Genomic DNA, 16,292 nt, shown 5'->3' with positions numbered 1-16,292 from the left:
GCAGGGAGGCGAGAAACTTCTCGAAATGGACTATGGTCATCCGGATACCCGCCAGCTGAAAAAAGGGAAGCGAGCAAGAAAATGGCAGACCGGAAATCGAAGGAAAGCGCCAAGAAGGCGCCCCAGCTCAGCCTGAAGGAGCGCCGCGCGCTCAAGCGTGACAAGGCCCAAGCCGAGGACGTGTTCAAGCGCAAGAGCTAGAACAGGCGGCCGCCCGGCGCGGCCTGCATGGACGGGAGCGCGCACGCGGATCCCTGGCAGTTCTGAACGAGGTGTCAACCAATGTTTTCGTCGAAGCCCGGCGCCGAAACGGCGCCGGGCGCTCGTCACGCACGACCAGCAAATGGGCAAATTGCGCCCCGACTCATTATCCGGGGCGACGCTTTGTCGTGCTTCACCCTGCTACAAAGGCGATTCCGCACGGAAGTCAATGCGCCTCCGCAATTCGAGGCGGCTGGGGCGAACCCTGTTTCTCTCGTTATCGGCAGAGAAGCTTCCCGAATAACAAGTCGCCGAGGCCTTTCCATTCTCCTGCGCGAGGTCACGAACGAGTGCGTCGCCCTCTCCGCGAAGCTGCCGACGCTGCACCACGCCATCGTGGTGCTCGCGCACCCGGTTCTCGATGCACGGGTCGCGCTTGCCGCCTGCGAGCGGGCCGCCACACGACTCCACGAGCAGGTTGCGAGGGAGCACGGCGACTACCTTGTTGCCACCTTCCTGCTCCTCACCGACTGCGACGACCCGGACCTGCTCGCCCGGCGCATCCTCGACCGCGCCGCCCAGCCGCAGGCTACCGATTCGGCCTGCGCCCTCAGCTGGAGCGATATCAAGACCGTTTCGATCGAGTTCGCGGCCATGAACCAATACGTGTGACGCCCGCTCACCTTAGGGGCGACCGGCCTCATCGCTGAGGCCCACGCGCGACAGGCGCTGCCCCCAGCTCCGCAGCGCGTCGACGAGCTCGAGCGGGCCGACGACCTCGCACGAGGCGTCGAGCCTCGCGAGAAGGTAGACCACGTAGTCGAGGTCGTCGGTGCGCATTCGCACTTCGCTCCAGCCGCCCTCGCGCTCGCGCACCTCGCCCCACTGGCCAACCTCGGCGCGGATCTGGTCGGCGGGCACCTCGACTCGCACAACTGCCTCGTAGCGGGCAGGCAGGTTGCGGATACTCGACTGCACAAAGGCCTCGGCGGTCCCGCCAGGGATCGGCCGCGTGCCGAAGCTCTTCGGCCGGGACTCGACACCGCGCATCCGGTCGATGCGGAACGTGCGCCAGTCACCCGCTCCACCGTCGAACGCGACGAGGTACCAGCGCCTGGCGACCGGGACAAGCGCGTGCGGCTCGACCAGGCGACTCGAGAGGGATCCGCCTCGCTTCTCGTAGTCGAACGCCAGCATCGTGTGGTCGCGGCAGGCCGTCGCAACGCTCGCGAGGACGGCGACCTCGACCTGCGGGGCACCCTCGCGCGCCTGCCCGGCGGAGACCATCGCACCGATACCGGCGGCCAGTTTCCGCACGTGCATGGGCAGCACCGGGACGATCTTCGCGAGCGCGCCAACCGCCGCATCCTGCACCCCCTGGACACCGCTGGCCGTCACGGCCCTCAGGCCGAGCACGATCGCGAGAGCCTCCTCGTCGCTGACCATGAGCGGCGGCAGCGAGCCTCCCGCGCTCAGCCGATAGCCGCCGCCGACCCCACGCGTGGCCTCCACCGGGTAGCCAAGCTCGCGGAGCTGCTCCACGTCTCGGCGCAGGGTGCGTGGGCTCACGTCGAGCTTCGACGCGAGCTCGTCGCCAGCCCAGAACCGGTGGTTCTGGAGGAGCGTGAGGAGCTGCAGCATGCGGGAACCGGTGGACATGCATCCATCGTAGGGAAATTGTGGCCAGTATCTGGCCGTAATGACTGGCAACCTCATTCTTGCAACCATCACCCGAATGGCTTTCGAATGTCGGAGGTCAGGTGAATGATGAGATCACCGATTCACGAGACCAGGAACACGCATGACTGACAAGCCGACTCCGCCCGCCCTCCCCCACCAGGACGTCCCAACGCTGGCAACACTGCGCAGTTTCTACCAGGTGCTCGTCAACACGCTCATCGCCAACGTCACGACGAGTTACCTCTGGTTCGCGCTCACATTCTGGGCGTATCTCGAGACCGGCTCAGTGCTCGCCACCGCGATCATCGGCGGCAGCTACATGCTGCTCGTCGCAATCTTCGGCATGATCTTCGGCGCGATCGTCGACCACATGAAGAAGAAGGCCGTCATGCTCATCTCGAGCGCGGTCACCCTCATCACCTACCTGCTCGCCGGCGTGCTCTACCTGAGCTTCCCGGAGGAGTCGCTCATCGATTGGAACGGCATCTGGTTCTGGCTCTTCGCGGGTGTCATCCTCGTCGGCGGTGTGGTCGAGAACCTCCGCAACATCGCGCTCTCGACGACCGTCACGCTGCTCGTGCCGGCCGACCGCCGAGACAAGGCGAATGGCCTCGTCGGCACGGTGCAGGGCATCGCGTTCATGGTGACCAGCGTCTTCTCCGGGCTCTCGGTCGGCCTCCTCGGCATGGGCCCGACCGTGTTCATCGCAATCGTGGCGACGGCCGTGGCATTTGCGCACCTGCTGTTCGTCTCCATCCCGGAGCGCGGCATCGCGCACAACCCAGAGGGCGGCGCGGCCAAGGTCAACTTCCGCGGCGCGATCCCCGCTGTTCTGCTCGTGCCTGGTCTGCTGGCGCTTATCCTCTTCACGACGCTCAACAACCTCGTCGGCGGCGTCTTCATGGCACTCATGGACCCGTACGGACTGACGCTCTTCTCGGTGGAGATGTGGGGCGTCTGGCTCGGAGTCACGAGCATCGGCTTCATCGTGGGCGGTGGCCTGGTCGCAAAGTTCGGGCTCGGGAAGAACCCCGTGCGCACCCTGCTGCTCGTGAACACCGGCGTGGCTCTCCTCGGAGCGACGTTCACGATCCGCGAGTACGGCTGGCTGTTCATCGTGGGCATGTTCATCTTCATGGCGATCATGCCCATTGCCGAGGCGGCGGAGCAGACCGTCATCCAACGCGTAGTGCCGTTCGAGAAGCAGGGGCGCGTGTTCGGCTTCGCGGCAACGGTCGAGTCGGCGTCCACCCCGATCAGCGCGTTCATGATCGGCCCGATCGCCGAGTTCTGGCTCATTCCCTACATGGAGACGCGCGAAGGCCAGGATTCGCTGGGGTGGCTGCTCGGCGACGGCGACGCCCGAGGCATCGCCCTCGTGTTCCTGATCGCGAGCATCCTGCTGCTCGGGCTGGTCATCGTCGCGTTCGCGTCCCCGCAGTACAGGCTCCTGTCGAAGTCGTACGCGGAGACCCCGCCGCCGAACTCTGACGCGGCAGAGTCGGAGGCCGGCGCAGCCACCCCGGAGGTCAAGGAGCCAGAAGCCGAGCGTCGAAGCTAGGCGTCGCGCCAGGTCTTCGCCACGACTCGGAAGGCCCCGTCGATGCGCGCGATCGAGAGGTGATCCTCGAAGACCTCGTCGAGGATGCGCAAGCGCACTTTCGCCACGGCGAGGTCGGGCGAGAGGAAGTCGAGTGAGATGAGCTCATCCTGGCGCGGCTGCCCCACGGAGTGCGGCGAGGGTCGATTCGCGACGATCTCACGCCACTCGGCGAACGGCATCGCCGTGAACACTCCGTCGGTGACGTCGTAGAGGCTCGAAGTCTCGTGGAAGACCCTGTCGAGCTTCGTGACGTCGCACTCATGCAGCGCCTCGAAGTAGAGCTCGATGGCTGCCGCGGCTGACGGGACTGAATGAAGTGACATGCGGGTTCCTTCGCGTTAGTGGTCCCTACAATCCAAGCGCCGAGCAGGCAACTCCGAAAGGCCCACACAACGGCATCGACCCCATTCGGAAACGAATTCCACGGTAGTTTTGAGCTCATGCCAAACGATCAACGGCCCAAGCTGGACGGCACCGATCATGCGATCCTCGCGCACCTGCAGGCCGACGGCCGGGCCAGCATCACCGAGGTCGCTCGAGCCGTGTCGCTCTCGCCGAGCGCGACTGCGGAACGGGTGCGCCGCCTCACCGAGACCGGAGTCGTCACCGGCTGTTCGATCACCGTCGACCCAGAAGCCCTCGGGTACAACGTCATGGCGTTCGTCCGGCTCGCCTACCCCTCCGGCAACTACACGCCATTCGACGACCTCGTGGCGGCGACGCCGGAGATCATCGAAGCGCACCACGTGACCGGCGCGGACTGCTTCATCATCAAAGTCCTCGCTCGGTCGATGCGGGACCTCGAGCGAATCACGGGGCGCATCGCCGGGCTCGGCGGCATCACGACGAGCGTCGTCTACTCGAGCCACCTCCCGGCTCGCCACGTCTCACCGGCGTAACTCACCTGCTTCGGCGACAATCGCCGTCATGAGCGATCGAGTCTCCCCCAAGCAATTCCGCCAGGCCGACGGCACCGGCGACTGGCGCGTCGTCGGCGACGGTGCCCGCGCGAACTTCGCCACAGGCGACTTCACGAAGGGCGCCAAGTTCGTGGCCGAGATCGCGCGGGCCGCCGATGAAGCCAACCACCACCCAGACGTAGACCTGCGCTACGGCTCCGTGATGGTGCGCCTCATCAGCCACGACGTCGGGGACGTCAGCGAGCGAGACATCGCCATGGCATCGAGAATCTCCAAGATCGCACGCGGGCTGGGCATCGAGCCGACCCCGAGCACGGTGCAGAGCATCCAGCTCGCGATCGACGTCGTCGACCTCAACGCCGTGATCCCCTTCTGGGAGGCGGTCCTCGCCTACGAGCGCCGCGGCGGAGAAGACCTTGCCGACCCCATCGCCGTCGGGCCGAACATGTGGCTCCAGCAGATCGACGCACTCCGCGCGGAACGGAACACGATGCACATCGACGTCTACGTACCCCGCGACCAGATTGATGCGCGCCTTGAGGCCGCCCTCGCCGCTGGCGGCCACGTCGTCAGCGATGACAGCGCCCCCGAGTACTGGACGCTCACCGACCCTGAAGGCAACGAGGTCGACCTCGCACCGTGGCGCGACGACAGCCCCTGGAAGCCCGAGTAGCGCGCGACCCGCAACTGAAGCGCGTCAAGCTGAGAGTCGTTCGTCAAGCTGACGCCGAGCGACGAAAAGTTGAGCTGCGAGACACCCGGAGACACCCACCGTTTCGCATTCGACGACCTCCGCATACGTTGGCCCGACCGTGCCCCGTACCAGCGATGTGAGGAGTCCAGATGTCCGCGCTACCGAAACCCACCGCACTGATGTCGATGGGCACGCTTCGCCTGGTCGAGACGAGCGAACAGACGGAACCGCGGAGGCTTCCGCACGCCAAGACTGATGCGCAGTTGCTCTCAGAGCTCCGCGCGCTCCGGCGTGAGAATGCCGACCTCGCCGACAAGCTGCAGGACTCGGAAACCCGGCTTCGCGGGACGCAGAAGAAGCTCCGCGGACTCCAGAAAACGCGTGACGAGGCAACACCGAGCATCGACTTCGCCGACGCCGAAGAGTGGGTACGCCACCACGTGCACCTCGGCTGGCTCCAGAACTACTCTGCGATCGACCGGGCCGCGCATCCGCTCGGCGAGTACCTCGTCGGTGCGGCGTTCGCGGATTCGGTCAGGCCCCTCGCGCCCCAGTTGCAGGCGAAGGTGTGGCGGGCCGCCGTCGACGTCGTCACCCGGCGCGGACGGCACCTCCATTCCCGGGAGGCGCACCCCCTGCGCAGCGGCACCGGGGCACGCGCCCCCGAAGTCGTCCGCGCCGAGGACGATGCGAGGTGCTTCCGCTACTCGGTCGGCTTCAAGGCGGCCGGTGCCAGGCGCCTACACGCCTGGCACCTCCAAGACGGCCGGATCGAGCTCTGCCGCGTCGTCACTCACGGCGACATGTCACCGTGAGTACCAAGCGCTGGAACCAGCGCTGACGCTCAGACCGAGACTGCCACGTCGAGCACCCAAGTGACCCCGAAGCGGTCGCGCAGCATCCCGAAGCCTGCCGACCACGCGGATGCGGCGAGCGACTCGATGATGGTGGCCCCGGCCGAGAGCGAGTCCCAGTAGCCGCTGACCTCGTCGAGCGTCTCGCCACTCACCGCGAGGAAGAACGGCTGGGTCGTGACCGTCGTGCCCTGCTCGCGCTTGGTCTCCCCCGCGGGGCCCGCGAGCCCCGCGGCCGGCTGGCCCGGGGTGTCGTACGCGAGCACACGGAAGCCGTTCGGGGCATCCACTCGCCCGAACACGACGTTGGATGCGCCAGGCAGCTCGGCGGGTATCCCGAACTGCGCGTAGGTGGCGATGGAGACCTCACCGCCGAAGACCTCGGCGTAGAACTCGAGCGCCTCCCGCGCTGTGCCGGCGAAGTTGAGGTGGGTTGTTGTGGTGATGCTCATGATCTTCCGCTTTCTGGTTGGGGTGCTGACCGCGGCCCCGTGCCGCGACGCGAGCCTCCCAGCAGTAGAGGACTCCTTCGGTCCTCTACTTGAGCGAGACTGATCGCATGACTTCGGCAACGTCCTCGCGCATCCTCACCCTGCTGTCGCTGCTGCAGACCCGGCGCGGTTGGTCGGGGCAGGAGCTGGCCGAGCGCCTTGGCGTCACTCCCCGCACCGTGCGCCGCGACATCGACCGGCTCCGCGAACTCGAGTACCGGATCGAGGCGTGGAAGGGGCCGGCCGGCGGCTACCGCCTCGCCGCCGGCTCAGAGCTACCGCCACTGCGGTTCGACGACGAGCAGGCCGTCGCGATCGCCGTGGCACTCCGGGGCGCGCCGGCTTTGGGCGTCGACATCGACGAAGCCGCCGCCCGGGCCCTCGAGACCGTCCGGCAGGTCATGCCGTCGCGGCTGCGGCACCGCGTTGACGGCATCCGGTTCACCGGTCCAGCGGATGCGAGCCCCGCCGCCCGCGTCGCCCCCTCGGTGCTCGAGATCGTGAGCCAAGCCGCCCGCGAGCGCCACGTCCTCAGGTTCGACTACACGCCAAGCCCAGAGACCGCCCCGGCCGCGGCCGCGGAATCGACACCGGCCGCCCCCCGCCGGGTCGAACCGCACGCGGTCATCGCGCGGGGCGGGCGCTGGTATCTCGTGGCGTGGAACCTCGACCGCTCCGAGTGGCGCGTCTACCGCCTCGACCGCCTGACGCCCCGGTCTCCGCTCGGGGCGAGCTTCGACGAGCGGACCATCCCAACCGGGGACGCTGGCACGTTCCTCGAAGCCAGGTTCAAGGGCACGAGCGACGCCAACCAGTGGCCCTGCGCAGGGGACGTTCTGCTTCGGGTGCCCGCGCCCGAGGCGGCGAACTGGCTACCAGACGCGACTGTCATGGAAGTCGACGCTACGACCTGCAGAGTGCACTTGGGCTCTTGGTCGTGGACCGGCGTGCTTGCGTCCATCGCCAGGTTCGACGCCGACTTCGAGGTGCTCGGCCCGCCAGAGCTGGCCGTGGCATCCGCTGCCCTCGCCACCCGCTTCGCGCCCGCGAACGGGACAGCTCTGCGGAAGAGGCTCAGGGACGAGAGCGATGGCTGCGCCAGACCGAGCTCACTCGGCATCGCCGATTTAGGTGATACCCCGTGAGGTTTTGAACCGGACGACGTCGGCGTACGGCGGGTGTAGGACGGCGAGGAGCACCGTGAACTCGATGTCCTCGAGGCGGAGCATCCCACCGTTCTCGAGGTTCCAGAACGGTTGCTGCTGCTGAGCCCCGGTCGATCCTCAGGGTGCGCGGCCCGAACGAACTCAGCGCATGCTGGCCCGGGCGAGTTCCTCTTCGCGTTCGATCGTCGCGTACTCAGGCGAGAGGATGATCATGACGATGGAGGCAGCCTGCGCGAGGGACTTCACCCAGATCCGCCCTCAGTCAGGGTCGCGATGGCGGGGTAGCCGCCGCTCCATGGCGTTGTGAAGTCCGTGCCATTCTCATGATTCGGCGGCGCGCGTCCAGCCGAGCGAGGCAGCGATCGCGTCGACCGCAATGAGCTGAGTCCCATAGTTCTTGACGCCGACGGCGCTGAAGCTGCGCGGACCGGCATCCGTCGCATCTGCGATAAGCGACGCGCCCTCTGCGCGCAACGTCTCGTGAGCCGCGGCGATGGCAAGCTGCGAATTGGCCCGCCCGACGTCGACCGTGCTGCGACGCTCCTGCCAGGACGTCTTACGCAAGGATTTGATCAAGTTCAGCGACCGAGCGCGCGCCACTGCGTCATCGGCATGCTTGATAAGAGCGTTCGTGACGAGGATCTCGGTCGTGTCATCGATGCGTTCGGGCGTGAGCGACTCATGAGACATGCTTCCGCTGGGTTCCTTCCACGCCGGGGTGTCGCACGCTTCGACAAGCGAATCGATCCACCGCTTGTGACGCTAGCGACTCCTGGAGCGGAATCCCGCTTATCCACAGGGAAGTTTTCCCCGGATTCCACACACGACTTCGCGCTGCTCAAGGGCTGGATCGACCGCGTCTTCATCACGGGCTGGGCGTTCGCGCTCGACGACGAGCGCGTGCTGCCCAAACTCGGGCACCTGACCGCGCACCTGCTACCCGTGTCCGGCTTCTCGGAGGCCTCGTTTGCGCGCCACGGATATGAGGAGTCGTTCAGCACGCAGATCGAGCAGGCGTCTTCGACTACTGCGGCATGCCCCGAGGCGCGAAGGCGTTCATCCGCGAGTCGGAGGACGCGGATGCGGCGAAGGCCGGCCTCGAGGCCGCCGTCGCGCAGGTTGTTGCCGCGATCACATCACCCCGCACGAGCTGATCCGGGCGCGCTACGCTCGCCGCATGACTGACAAGCTCGTGTTTACCGGTGCAATCGTCAACCCAGAGTGGATGCCCACCTGGTCGGTCATCGAGGTGCCCGGCTCGAAGGAGTTCTTCGGGACCGGCAAGTCCGTGAAGGCCGACACGACCGTCGATGGCTTCGTGGTGACCTCAGCACTCATGCCGACAGGACAGGGCGACCATTTCATCTCGATGAGCGCCGCACTGCGGAAGAAGCTCAAGAAGGACGTCGGAGACAGCGTCGACGTGGTGATCGGGCGACTGAACGCATGACGGCCATCATGCGCCTGAAAACCGCGTCAGCGGTGGCGCGCGAGCAGCACGTCAAGTTGTTGCTGGGCGGCTGAACGAACACCGACGAGCACAAACGCGACCATGAGCGTGGCGAGCCCGACAAGGAACATGACGGTGCCCACCATGGTGGATGTCTTCGCCAGGTCGTAGGTGGCGAGCGTCGTGCCCGCCACGGTGAGCCCGCCGAAGACGATCAGCAACGGCGACACGATGAAGAAGGCAACGGCCAGCCAGTGCAGGCGCACGCGAGGGTGCCCGGGAGCGGCCACTTCGTGGAGCTGATTTGTCATGCCCCGAGACTAGCGACGAGGCCCGCGCCGTACGGTGAGAGGACCGATCGCCGCTACTGACGGTTCGCCTGATAGGCGGCGCCGAGCACGATGCCGAGCAGCATCCCGATGCCGCCGCCCATGGCGAGGTTGTCAAAATTAGAACTCGGCCGCGTCGCCGCAACTGTCGCAGCAGCGAAGACCGCCACCGACAAGGCGGATGACGCCAAGTTCGTGGCAGATGCGCGCGTCGCCTCCGCTGTCGTGGCGATGAGCCGTGAGCGGTACGCACGCGCCGACATCGCAATGATCCTCGAGATCGATCGCAGCCGCGTGGACGAGATTCTCCGAAGTAGCGACTCTCACTGACGGATTCCTGCGCCAGACCGTCAGTCGCTCGTCCCGGCTACCGCTGCGACATCGTCGAGAAGTCCCGGACCGCGGTGGTGGTCCGAATCATGGCGTCGGTGGCTATGCGGAACAGGCAGCCGTGGAGCATTCAAGGGGCTGTTACCCGCTGCCCGCCGCCCTCCGCAACGCCGAACGCACCTGCTCAACGAAGCGCGTCGGTGTCGGCCACAGCTGCGCAGTGGTGGCCCGGATCGCGAACCAGTCGATCTCCTGCAAGCGGTTGATGCGCCCGATGTCCTTCCGCCACTGCCGCTTGTCGGTGCGGTGATGATCGCCTTCGTACTCGATGGCGATCCTCTGAGCCCGATACGCGAGGTCGATCCGCCCGACGAACTCCGCCCCGTCCCAGACCTCGACGCCGACCTCCGGTTCCGGAAGCCCGGCGGCGACGATCACCAACCTGGTCCAGGTCTCCATCGGTGACTCGACCCCAGTGCGGATTCGCGCAAACGCCGCCCGCAGGGACGCCCCACCGACACCGTTGCCCCAGGTTCGCGCGATCTCCTCAAGCTCCTCCAGCGTCGCGAGGGGCGGCGCCGTCCGAGCTCCCTCCGGTGGCTGCTCGGGCCGCACGATGCCCTCGTAGTTCGTGGACGTAGCGACCAGCGCATCCCCCAGCACGACCAACTCGTTGACGTCGAGGTGCCGGGCACAGGTCGCCCAGGTCAGCGCGGGCGACGCGACCGGTGCGCCGCGCAGTTCGCGAGCGTCCCACAGCTGCGCCCTGACGCTTCGTGACGTGACACCCAGACCGGTCGGCCTGTTCCTCCCCGCCGGTACAAGCAGGTACACGGTCGAGTCGCCTTCAAATCGGCGTGGCACCGGCAAACCCCAGATTCTCGCGGCAGTCAGTCCGCCCAGCACGCAGCGATCCCTGACCCTCGGCACGAAGGCGCGCGCGATCTCGAGCGGAGACTGCACTGCCCCACGCATCCGCACGCCGCGGTGAGGTTTGGAGAATTCGCAGCCGTTCAGTTGCTGCCGTGTCAGGCCCGCGCGCAGCCCATCCCTGAACGCGAAGGGTTCGTTCCCCACTCCGGAGAGCATCTCCTCAGGCCCAGACATGGGCCAAGGGTAGAGGGATGCAGAGCTTGCCTTCCGAGATATCCACAGCCCGAAGGTGCGTTGAAAGTGACACCGAAGGTCGCGGCAGCCCGTCCCGGCGGACCATCCTGATGGGTTTCGCCGAGTCGTGATGGGAATCCCCCCATCGCGAGTCAGAGAAACCCATCAAGGTGAAGGATCGACTAGCCCTGCGCCAGACTTCGATGGGTTTTGCCGACCGGTGGTGGGTAACGCGCCATCACGAGTTAGAGGAACCCATCAAACGACGCGCTGGGGCCAGGCCCAAGCCCGCGTGCTGCGGACCGCGCCGCAGCAACCGGCGACCTAGCTGCCGCCCTCCACGAGGTACAGCTTCCGCAGTGGCGCGCCGGTGACGGTCCACCGGGTGCGCATCCCCTCGCCGAGGCGCACGATGGAGCCCGGTTCGAGGTCGATCGGCGGCAGCGCAGGCTCGAGGAACTCGACCGTCGCCGTGCCGCTGATGACGAGGAACACCTCGTCGGCTTCGACGTCGAACATCGATCCGGCCGACATCTCCCACAGCCCGAACTCCGCGCCCGCGAAGGCACCGAGCTCGAGCGCGGCGGTCGTCGGCTCACCACTCACCTTCTGCCATCCCTCGACGGGTTCGTGTGAGAGGGATGCGCCCCGCGCGTGCACAACCGAACCGGGCTGCATCCCGATCACGCCTCCCACCGAGATGTTTCTCGCGGCGCCATCAACTTCGCTCATACCGTCTCCCCCAGTAGCGCCCGTTTCGCTCACACCTTCCCCGCTCACGAGTCGAACCCCAGCCCGACCGCATCCATCGTCTTCAGCCACAGTCCGCGCTTGCCTTCGTTGCGGTCGGCGCGTGCCATCTCGGCGAGCGACACCTTCGCGCCGAACGACGCGAACGGCTCCGGCGGGAACGGCAGCGGCTTCTTCTTGACGAAGTCCATGCGCGTTCGCTCGGTCTCCTCGCCGCTGAGCAGGTCGAGGAGCACGTTGGCCGCGTACCTGGTCGCGCCGACGCCGAGGCCAGTGAAACCTGCGGCATGCGCGACCCGTCCGTCGTACTCGGTGTCGAAGAACGAGAAGAAGCGCGTGCACGTGTCGATGACGCCGCCCCACTTGTGCGAGAAGCCGAGGCCCTCGAGCTGCGGGTAGGTCGCGATGAAGTGCGCCGCGAGCTTCTCGAACGTCTCGGGCCGCTGGTCGTACTCCTTCTTGATGCGCCCGCCGTAGTTGTAGACGGCGTCGTACCCGCCGTAGAGGATGCGCGTCCGCCCGTCCGCGTCCTTCACAAGTCGCGAGTAGTGGAAGCGGTTGTTGAGGTCGGTGATGCCCTGGCGTCGCTTCCAGCCGATCGACTCGAGCTGCTCGTCGCTCAGCGGGTTCGTCATGAGCACGTAGTCGTAGACGGGGACCGTGTAGAAGCGGTCGCGCTTGATGAGCGCGGGGAAGGCGTTGGTGCCGAGCGCGACTCGCTGCGCGTAGACGCTGCCCTCGTCGGTTGTGACGGTGACGCCTCCGCCATCAGCGTCGAGCGAGCGAGCGGGGGTGTTCTCGAAGATCGCGACGCCCATGCCGAGCACCACCCGCCGGAGTTCCCAGACGAGCTTCGCGGGGTTCACGAGCGAGGTTCCCTCGCGTTCGTAGGCGCCGGCCAGATACAGCGGCGAGGCCACCTCTGCCTGCACGTGCTGGCGGTCGAAGTACTCGATGCTCGAGTCGCCGACTGCCTCTTCTTCGAGTTCCTTGACCTGGTGCGGCTCTGTGGCGACCCGCAGCACGCCGGTCTCCTCGTAGTCGCAGTCCATGCCGTACCGCTTCACCGTGTCGCCGATCTCGCGGAGGTTCTCGAGGCCGAGGGCCTGCAGTTTCGCGAATTCGTGAGGCAGGCGGTCTTTGCCGTTTGAGGCGCCGTGGGTGAGGCTCGCCTCGCAGAATCCGCCGTTGCGACCGGATGCGGCCCAGCCGACCCGCTGCCCTTCCAGGAGCACGACCTTCCGTTTCGGGTCGCGCTCCTTCGCGAGCAGCGCGGTCCACAGCCCCGTGTATCCGCCGCCGACGATCACGAGGTCGGCCGTGTGGTTGCCGCGAAGCGGAGGGAGGGCCGCCGGGCGGCCGGGGTCGTCGAGCCAGTAGGTCGCCGCCTTCGCACCGGCGAGGGACGCGGCAACGCGCTCCCCGCTGATCTCGGCTTCTGCTCGATCGAACGTGGTCATTGGTGTCCTCCGTTTGGGGGTGATGGCCATCTGTGTGCTGCTGCCTAGTCGTGTCTACCCTGCGTACCTACCGTTTGGGTGGACGCGCTGTCGGGTGTTGGTGGATGTGCTCGACGATCCGTCCCTCGCTGCACGAAGAACCAGATCACGACGCCCAGAGCTAGCAGCCCGAGCGCGATCCCGAGCTCGAGGAAGCCTCCGTAGCCGGTGACCGAGAAGCCCGTGGCTCCGACGACGAGGATGATCGCGAGGATCACGGAAAGGACGATCGAGAGTGGGACGAAGAAGCGGGGCAGCTTGATCGGTCGCTCGGCGTCTGGCCGATCCTTGCGGAGCAGGAAGAACCCGGAAACGGCGAGCAGGTGCGTGAGGATGTAGCCGAGGTTGCCCGTGACGATGATCGCGAGCGGGTTCTGGAGCACGACGAGGATGACGACGTTCATGACGAGCATCACGTTGAGCGAGCGCAGCGGCACGCCTCGCTTGTTGAGCACGCCGAGCCCGCGGACGGTCACGCCTTCCTTACCCATGTTGAAGAGCACGCGCGACGCATCCGCCACTGACGTGGTCATGATGAGCAGCAGCGATGCGATGAGGCACACGACCATGAAGTCGGATGCGCCGCCCACGAGGTTCGCGAAGCTCGCGACGAAGAACGTGGCGGGGTCCTCCGCGATGGCGGCTTCTCCTGCGTAGCCGCCCAGCGTGAGGGGCACGAGGAAGAACACGCCGAGGCAGAAAAGCACGGACGCCTTGATGGCGCGCGTCGTGTCCTTCACTGAATCGCGGTACTCGGGGGCAAAGGTCGCGCACACTTCGATGCCGAACGTGGTCCAGGCCATGATGTACAGCCAGACGATCGCCGTGTGGAGGCCCTCGATGCCGTGCAGGTTCCACGTGAGGTCCATGGGCGCCCAGTCCGACTGGAACAGCGGGAAGACGATGAAGACGAACAGGGGGATCATGAGGATGGCCGCGGTCACGTAGACGAAGGTCATGGTGACGCGAACGCCGATGACGTTGATCAGGTACATGATGCCGATGACGATGAGGCCCACCATGACGGGGAAGGTGATCGAGATCGGGCCGAGCTGCAGCACCCAGTCTTGGTCTGGGAACCACTGGGCCATGACGAGGGACCCGGTGACGGCACCGTAGGTCGCCAGGTTCGTGCCCCAGGGCAGCCAGTAGCCGACGCCTGCGAGCGGGGCGACCCACGGTGCCCGCTTCTTCCACGCCTCGGCCGCGTAGTGGGCGATGCCGCCTGACGAGTCGGGGAACATGGTCGCCAGCTCGGTGTAGATCCAGTTGACGCCCATCGCGAGCAGCATTGAGATTGCCCACAGCACGGCGGCGCCCCAGCCGCCGAGCCCTGCGATGGATGCGCCGAGCGTGGCGATGAGCGCGGCGGGCATCGTCATCGCCATGGCGAAGCCGTCGAACCATCGCATTCGCTTGGGGAGGTGCTCGGCTTGGGCCGCAGCGGTGATCTGTTCTGTCGACATGCGTGACTCCATCGATTCGGGGGCGGCGATGCTCTCGCCGTCGCGGTGCGCCAACTCTGACTCCGACTTCTTCGTCAGCGCAAGATATTGGCACCCAAGTTGCTCAAAACGTAACTGATGCGAAACATAACTGCTTGTTCGTGAGAAAGCAACGCCGTATGGTGAAGGAGATCGTTCACCACACAAGGAGGTGCGGAGTGACAACTCTGCCTGCAGCAACCCGTACCCAGCTCTTCCTCGCTGGAGACTTCGTCAATGGCTCCACCGGGGAGCAGACTGACGTCGTGAGCCCCGTGACCGGCCAGGTCATCGCGTCCATCGCAGTGCCGGGCCAGGCGGATCTCGACAGGGCCGTCGAGAAGGCTCGGACCGCCCAGAAGGCGTGGCGCAAGCTCGGCGTCTTCGAGCGCGCCAAGGTCTGCCACCGCATCGGCGACGCCATCGAACACCGCGTCGACGAGCTCGCGCGGCTCCAGACGCTCGAGCAGGGCAAGCCCGTCGCGGAGTCGATCGCAGATATCAAGGAAGCCGCACAGCTCTTCCACCTGCACGCCGAGGACGCACTGCGCCTCTACGGCGAGACGCTCCCCTCGAGCGACGTCGACAAGCGCATGTTCACCTACCGAGCGCCCGTCGGCACGTGGGGCATCATCACTCCCTGGAACTTCCCGCTCCTCATGTTCACGGAGTTCGTGGCCCCCGGCCTCGCGACCGGCAACGCGTGCATCGTCAAGCCGCCGAGCAACACGCCCCTCGCCGTCCTCGCAGCCATGGACTGCCTGCTCGAGGCGGGCGTTCCCGACGGACTCGTCAGCGTGCTCCCCGGCGACGGCCCATTCGGCGCCCAGCTCGTCTCGCACCCCGGCATCGACGCGATCGGCTTCATCGGGTCCTCCGCGACCGGCGCGAAGATCGTCCAGACGGCCGGCCTCAAGCGCTCGCTCATGGAGTGCTCCGGCAACGGGCCGATCGTGGTGCTCGAGGACGCGAACATCGAACGCGCCGCGAAAGCCGCTGTCGACTCCGCCTTCTACTGCGGCGGCCAGGTGTGCTGCGCGACCGAGCGCCTCATCGTGCACCACCGCGTGCACGACGCCTTCGTCGAGTCGGCGCTCGCCTACGCGAGCTCGCACGTTGTGCTCGGCGACCCGTTCGATGCATCCGTCAACCTCGGCCCGCTCAACAACGAGGGCGTCGCCGCCAAGATGGATCGGCACCTCGACGAGGCCCGGCGCCTCGGGTTCGACGTGCTCCTCGGCGGCGGTCGCGCAGCTGGGCACCCCACCGACCTGTACTACGACTTCACGATCGTCGACGGTGTCAGCGAAGCCAGCCTGCTCTCGCAGGAGGAGTCGTTTGGTCCCGTGCTGCCGATCCTCACCGCGAAAGACGACGACGACGCCCTGCGGATCGCGAACGCCGACCGCCTCGGCCTCCAGTCGGCCGTGTTCACGGAGAGCCTCAGCAAGGCGTACCGCTTCATCGAAGAGCTCGAGACCGGTCAGGTCATCGTCAACGACTCGAACGGCTGGTGGGACATCAACATGCCGTTCGGCGGTGCCGGCGGCAAGGGCACCGGATGGGGACGCATCGGAGGCATGTACACGCTGCACGACATGACCGACCTCCGCACCGGCGCCATCCACGTCGGCTCCTAGTTCGCCCCCCCTCGGCCGGGTCCTGCCTGCAGCATGCGCGCTGCGGCAGGACCCGCCCCGTCGTGCGAGCATGAAAGCAGGTCAGAACGTGATG

The 16,292-nt window shown here is 66.6% G+C and carries 18 protein-coding genes and 1 pseudogene; 9 read left to right on the top strand and 10 right to left on the bottom strand.

Translation table 11 applies throughout. The features are described 5' to 3' along the window. Positions 1-282 precede the first annotated feature (282 nt). Positions 283-873 carry a hypothetical protein gene (locus tag FHX72_RS10615; protein WP_183624951.1) on the top strand — a complete coding sequence of 197 codons (591 nt, stop codon included), beginning with the start codon at positions 283-285 and terminating at the stop codon, positions 871-873. 12 nt (positions 874-885) lie between these two features. Here the strand turns inward: FHX72_RS10615 and FHX72_RS10610 are convergent, their stop codons facing one another. Continuing rightward, complete coding sequence (locus tag FHX72_RS10610; protein WP_183624949.1) at positions 886-1,860, bottom strand: helix-turn-helix transcriptional regulator; 975 nt, start codon at positions 1,858-1,860, stop codon at positions 886-888. Between the two features lie 142 nt (positions 1,861-2,002). Between FHX72_RS10610 and FHX72_RS10605 the strand changes: the two genes are divergently transcribed. Then, positions 2,003-3,442, top strand: a complete 1,440-nt coding sequence (locus FHX72_RS10605) for an MFS transporter (RefSeq protein WP_276510501.1) — start codon at positions 2,003-2,005, stop codon at positions 3,440-3,442. On the opposite strand, the gene FHX72_RS10600 is transcribed toward FHX72_RS10605, so the two are convergent. Continuing rightward, the gene (locus tag FHX72_RS10600; RefSeq protein WP_068477124.1) at positions 3,439-3,807 is read right to left on the bottom strand and encodes a nuclear transport factor 2 family protein; all 369 of its coding nucleotides are present in this window, start codon (positions 3,805-3,807) and stop codon (positions 3,439-3,441) included. The genes FHX72_RS10605 and FHX72_RS10600 overlap by 4 nt on opposite strands. A 117-nt stretch (positions 3,808-3,924) precedes the next feature. Between FHX72_RS10600 and FHX72_RS10595 the strand changes: the two genes are divergently transcribed. From FHX72_RS10595 to FHX72_RS10585, 3 genes are all read left to right on the top strand, one after another. Beyond that, the gene (locus FHX72_RS10595) at positions 3,925-4,383 is read left to right on the top strand and encodes an Lrp/AsnC family transcriptional regulator (protein WP_068477126.1); all 459 of its coding nucleotides are present in this window, start codon (positions 3,925-3,927) and stop codon (positions 4,381-4,383) included. A 28-nt stretch (positions 4,384-4,411) separates the two neighbouring features. Further along, positions 4,412-5,077, top strand: a complete 666-nt coding sequence (locus FHX72_RS10590) for a VOC family protein (RefSeq protein WP_068477128.1) — start codon at positions 4,412-4,414, stop codon at positions 5,075-5,077. Positions 5,078-5,247: 170 nt separating this feature from the next. Beyond that, positions 5,248-5,913, top strand: coding sequence for a hypothetical protein (locus FHX72_RS10585; RefSeq protein ID WP_183624947.1), 666 nt, complete (start codon positions 5,248-5,250; stop codon positions 5,911-5,913). Between the two features lie 29 nt (positions 5,914-5,942). Here FHX72_RS10585 and FHX72_RS10580 read toward each other — a convergent pair whose 3' ends face one another. Further along, positions 5,943-6,404 (bottom strand): VOC family protein, encoded by a 462-nt coding sequence (locus FHX72_RS10580; protein WP_183624945.1) that lies wholly within the window; start codon positions 6,402-6,404, stop codon positions 5,943-5,945. Between the two features lie 107 nt (positions 6,405-6,511). Here FHX72_RS10580 and FHX72_RS10575 point away from each other — a divergent pair, with 107 nt between their 5' ends. Then, positions 6,512-7,588, top strand: a complete 1,077-nt coding sequence (locus FHX72_RS10575) for a helix-turn-helix transcriptional regulator (protein ID WP_183624943.1) — start codon at positions 6,512-6,514, stop codon at positions 7,586-7,588. A gap of 342 nt (positions 7,589-7,930) precedes the next feature. Here FHX72_RS10575 and FHX72_RS10570 read toward each other — a convergent pair whose 3' ends face one another. Further along, positions 7,931-8,299: a hypothetical protein gene (locus FHX72_RS10570; protein ID WP_183625459.1), complete on the bottom strand. Its 369-nt coding sequence runs from the start codon at positions 8,297-8,299 to the stop codon at positions 7,931-7,933. Here FHX72_RS10570 and FHX72_RS18995 point away from each other — a divergent pair. Both FHX72_RS18995 and FHX72_RS10560 read left to right on the top strand, forming a co-directional pair. Further along, positions 8,222-8,563: pseudogene (locus FHX72_RS18995) on the top strand (hypothetical protein); the annotation flags it as partial. The gene FHX72_RS10570 and the pseudogene FHX72_RS18995 sit on opposite strands and share 78 nt — an antisense overlap. 223 nt (positions 8,564-8,786) lie before the next feature. Then, positions 8,787-9,059: a DUF1905 domain-containing protein gene (locus tag FHX72_RS10560; protein WP_183624941.1), complete on the top strand. Its 273-nt coding sequence runs from the start codon at positions 8,787-8,789 to the stop codon at positions 9,057-9,059. 26 nt (positions 9,060-9,085) lie between these two features. Here the strand turns inward: FHX72_RS10560 and FHX72_RS10555 are convergent, their stop codons facing one another. The 6 genes from FHX72_RS10555 to FHX72_RS10530 form a co-directional block, all read right to left on the bottom strand. After that, positions 9,086-9,370 carry a hypothetical protein gene (locus FHX72_RS10555; protein WP_183624939.1) on the bottom strand — a complete coding sequence of 95 codons (285 nt, stop codon included), beginning with the start codon at positions 9,368-9,370 and terminating at the stop codon, positions 9,086-9,088. Positions 9,371-9,423: 53 nt separating this feature from the next. After that, on the bottom strand, positions 9,424-9,651 hold the full coding sequence (locus FHX72_RS10550) for a hypothetical protein (RefSeq protein ID WP_183624937.1): 228 nt from the start codon (positions 9,649-9,651) through the stop codon (positions 9,424-9,426). 208 nt (positions 9,652-9,859) lie between these two features. Continuing rightward, positions 9,860-10,582 carry a hypothetical protein gene (locus tag FHX72_RS10545; protein ID WP_183624935.1) on the bottom strand — a complete coding sequence of 241 codons (723 nt, stop codon included), beginning with the start codon at positions 10,580-10,582 and terminating at the stop codon, positions 9,860-9,862. A 567-nt stretch (positions 10,583-11,149) separates the two neighbouring features. After that, positions 11,150-11,557: a cupin domain-containing protein gene (locus FHX72_RS10540; RefSeq protein WP_244964190.1), complete on the bottom strand. Its 408-nt coding sequence runs from the start codon at positions 11,555-11,557 to the stop codon at positions 11,150-11,152. Positions 11,558-11,601: 44 nt separating this feature from the next. Continuing rightward, the gene (locus FHX72_RS10535; protein ID WP_183624933.1) at positions 11,602-13,035 is read right to left on the bottom strand and encodes an NAD(P)/FAD-dependent oxidoreductase; all 1,434 of its coding nucleotides are present in this window, start codon (positions 13,033-13,035) and stop codon (positions 11,602-11,604) included. 44 nt (positions 13,036-13,079) lie between these two features. Beyond that, positions 13,080-14,540 carry an APC family permease gene (locus FHX72_RS10530; protein WP_235812596.1) on the bottom strand — a complete coding sequence of 487 codons (1,461 nt, stop codon included), beginning with the start codon at positions 14,538-14,540 and terminating at the stop codon, positions 13,080-13,082. A gap of 197 nt (positions 14,541-14,737) precedes the next feature. Here FHX72_RS10530 and FHX72_RS10525 point away from each other — a divergent pair, with 197 nt between their 5' ends. After that, entirely contained in the window at positions 14,738-16,198 is a 1,461-nt protein-coding gene (locus FHX72_RS10525; RefSeq protein ID WP_235812597.1) for an aldehyde dehydrogenase family protein, read from the top strand. Positions 16,199-16,292 lie beyond the last annotated feature (94 nt).

Source organism: Pseudoclavibacter helvolus, from assembly GCF_014191305.1.
Taxonomy (GTDB): domain Bacteria; phylum Actinomycetota; class Actinomycetes; order Actinomycetales; family Microbacteriaceae; genus Pseudoclavibacter; species Pseudoclavibacter helvolus.
This window is presented reverse-complemented; position numbering and strand designations above follow the sequence as displayed.

What these genes read in the sequence shown, in the direction of transcription:
- FHX72_RS10615 (WP_183624951.1), top strand. Translation starts at nt 283, where the DNA reads ATGTTTTCGTCGAAGCCCGGCGCCGAAACGGCGCCGGGCGCTCGTCAC.
- FHX72_RS10610 (WP_183624949.1), bottom strand. Translation starts at nt 1,860, where the DNA reads ATGTCCACCGGTTCCCGCATGCTGCAGCTCCTCACGCTCCTCCAGAAC.
- FHX72_RS10605 (WP_276510501.1), top strand. Translation starts at nt 2,003, where the DNA reads ATGACTGACAAGCCGACTCCGCCCGCCCTCCCCCACCAGGACGTCCCA.
- FHX72_RS10600 (WP_068477124.1), bottom strand. Translation starts at nt 3,807, where the DNA reads ATGTCACTTCATTCAGTCCCGTCAGCCGCGGCAGCCATCGAGCTCTAC.
- FHX72_RS10595 (WP_068477126.1), top strand. Translation starts at nt 3,925, where the DNA reads ATGCCAAACGATCAACGGCCCAAGCTGGACGGCACCGATCATGCGATC.
- FHX72_RS10590 (WP_068477128.1), top strand. Translation starts at nt 4,412, where the DNA reads ATGAGCGATCGAGTCTCCCCCAAGCAATTCCGCCAGGCCGACGGCACC.
- FHX72_RS10585 (WP_183624947.1), top strand. Translation starts at nt 5,248, where the DNA reads ATGTCCGCGCTACCGAAACCCACCGCACTGATGTCGATGGGCACGCTT.
- FHX72_RS10580 (WP_183624945.1), bottom strand. Translation starts at nt 6,404, where the DNA reads ATGAGCATCACCACAACAACCCACCTCAACTTCGCCGGCACAGCGCGG.
- FHX72_RS10575 (WP_183624943.1), top strand. Translation starts at nt 6,512, where the DNA reads ATGACTTCGGCAACGTCCTCGCGCATCCTCACCCTGCTGTCGCTGCTG.
- FHX72_RS10570 (WP_183625459.1), bottom strand. Translation starts at nt 8,299, where the DNA reads ATGTCTCATGAGTCGCTCACGCCCGAACGCATCGATGACACGACCGAG.
- FHX72_RS10560 (WP_183624941.1), top strand. Translation starts at nt 8,787, where the DNA reads ATGACTGACAAGCTCGTGTTTACCGGTGCAATCGTCAACCCAGAGTGG.
- FHX72_RS10555 (WP_183624939.1), bottom strand. Translation starts at nt 9,370, where the DNA reads ATGACAAATCAGCTCCACGAAGTGGCCGCTCCCGGGCACCCTCGCGTG.
- FHX72_RS10550 (WP_183624937.1), bottom strand. Translation starts at nt 9,651, where the DNA reads ATGTCGGCGCGTGCGTACCGCTCACGGCTCATCGCCACGACAGCGGAG.
- FHX72_RS10540 (WP_244964190.1), bottom strand. Translation starts at nt 11,557, where the DNA reads ATGAGCGAAGTTGATGGCGCCGCGAGAAACATCTCGGTGGGAGGCGTG.
- FHX72_RS10535 (WP_183624933.1), bottom strand. Translation starts at nt 13,035, where the DNA reads ATGACCACGTTCGATCGAGCAGAAGCCGAGATCAGCGGGGAGCGCGTT.
- FHX72_RS10530 (WP_235812596.1), bottom strand. Translation starts at nt 14,540, where the DNA reads ATGTCGACAGAACAGATCACCGCTGCGGCCCAAGCCGAGCACCTCCCC.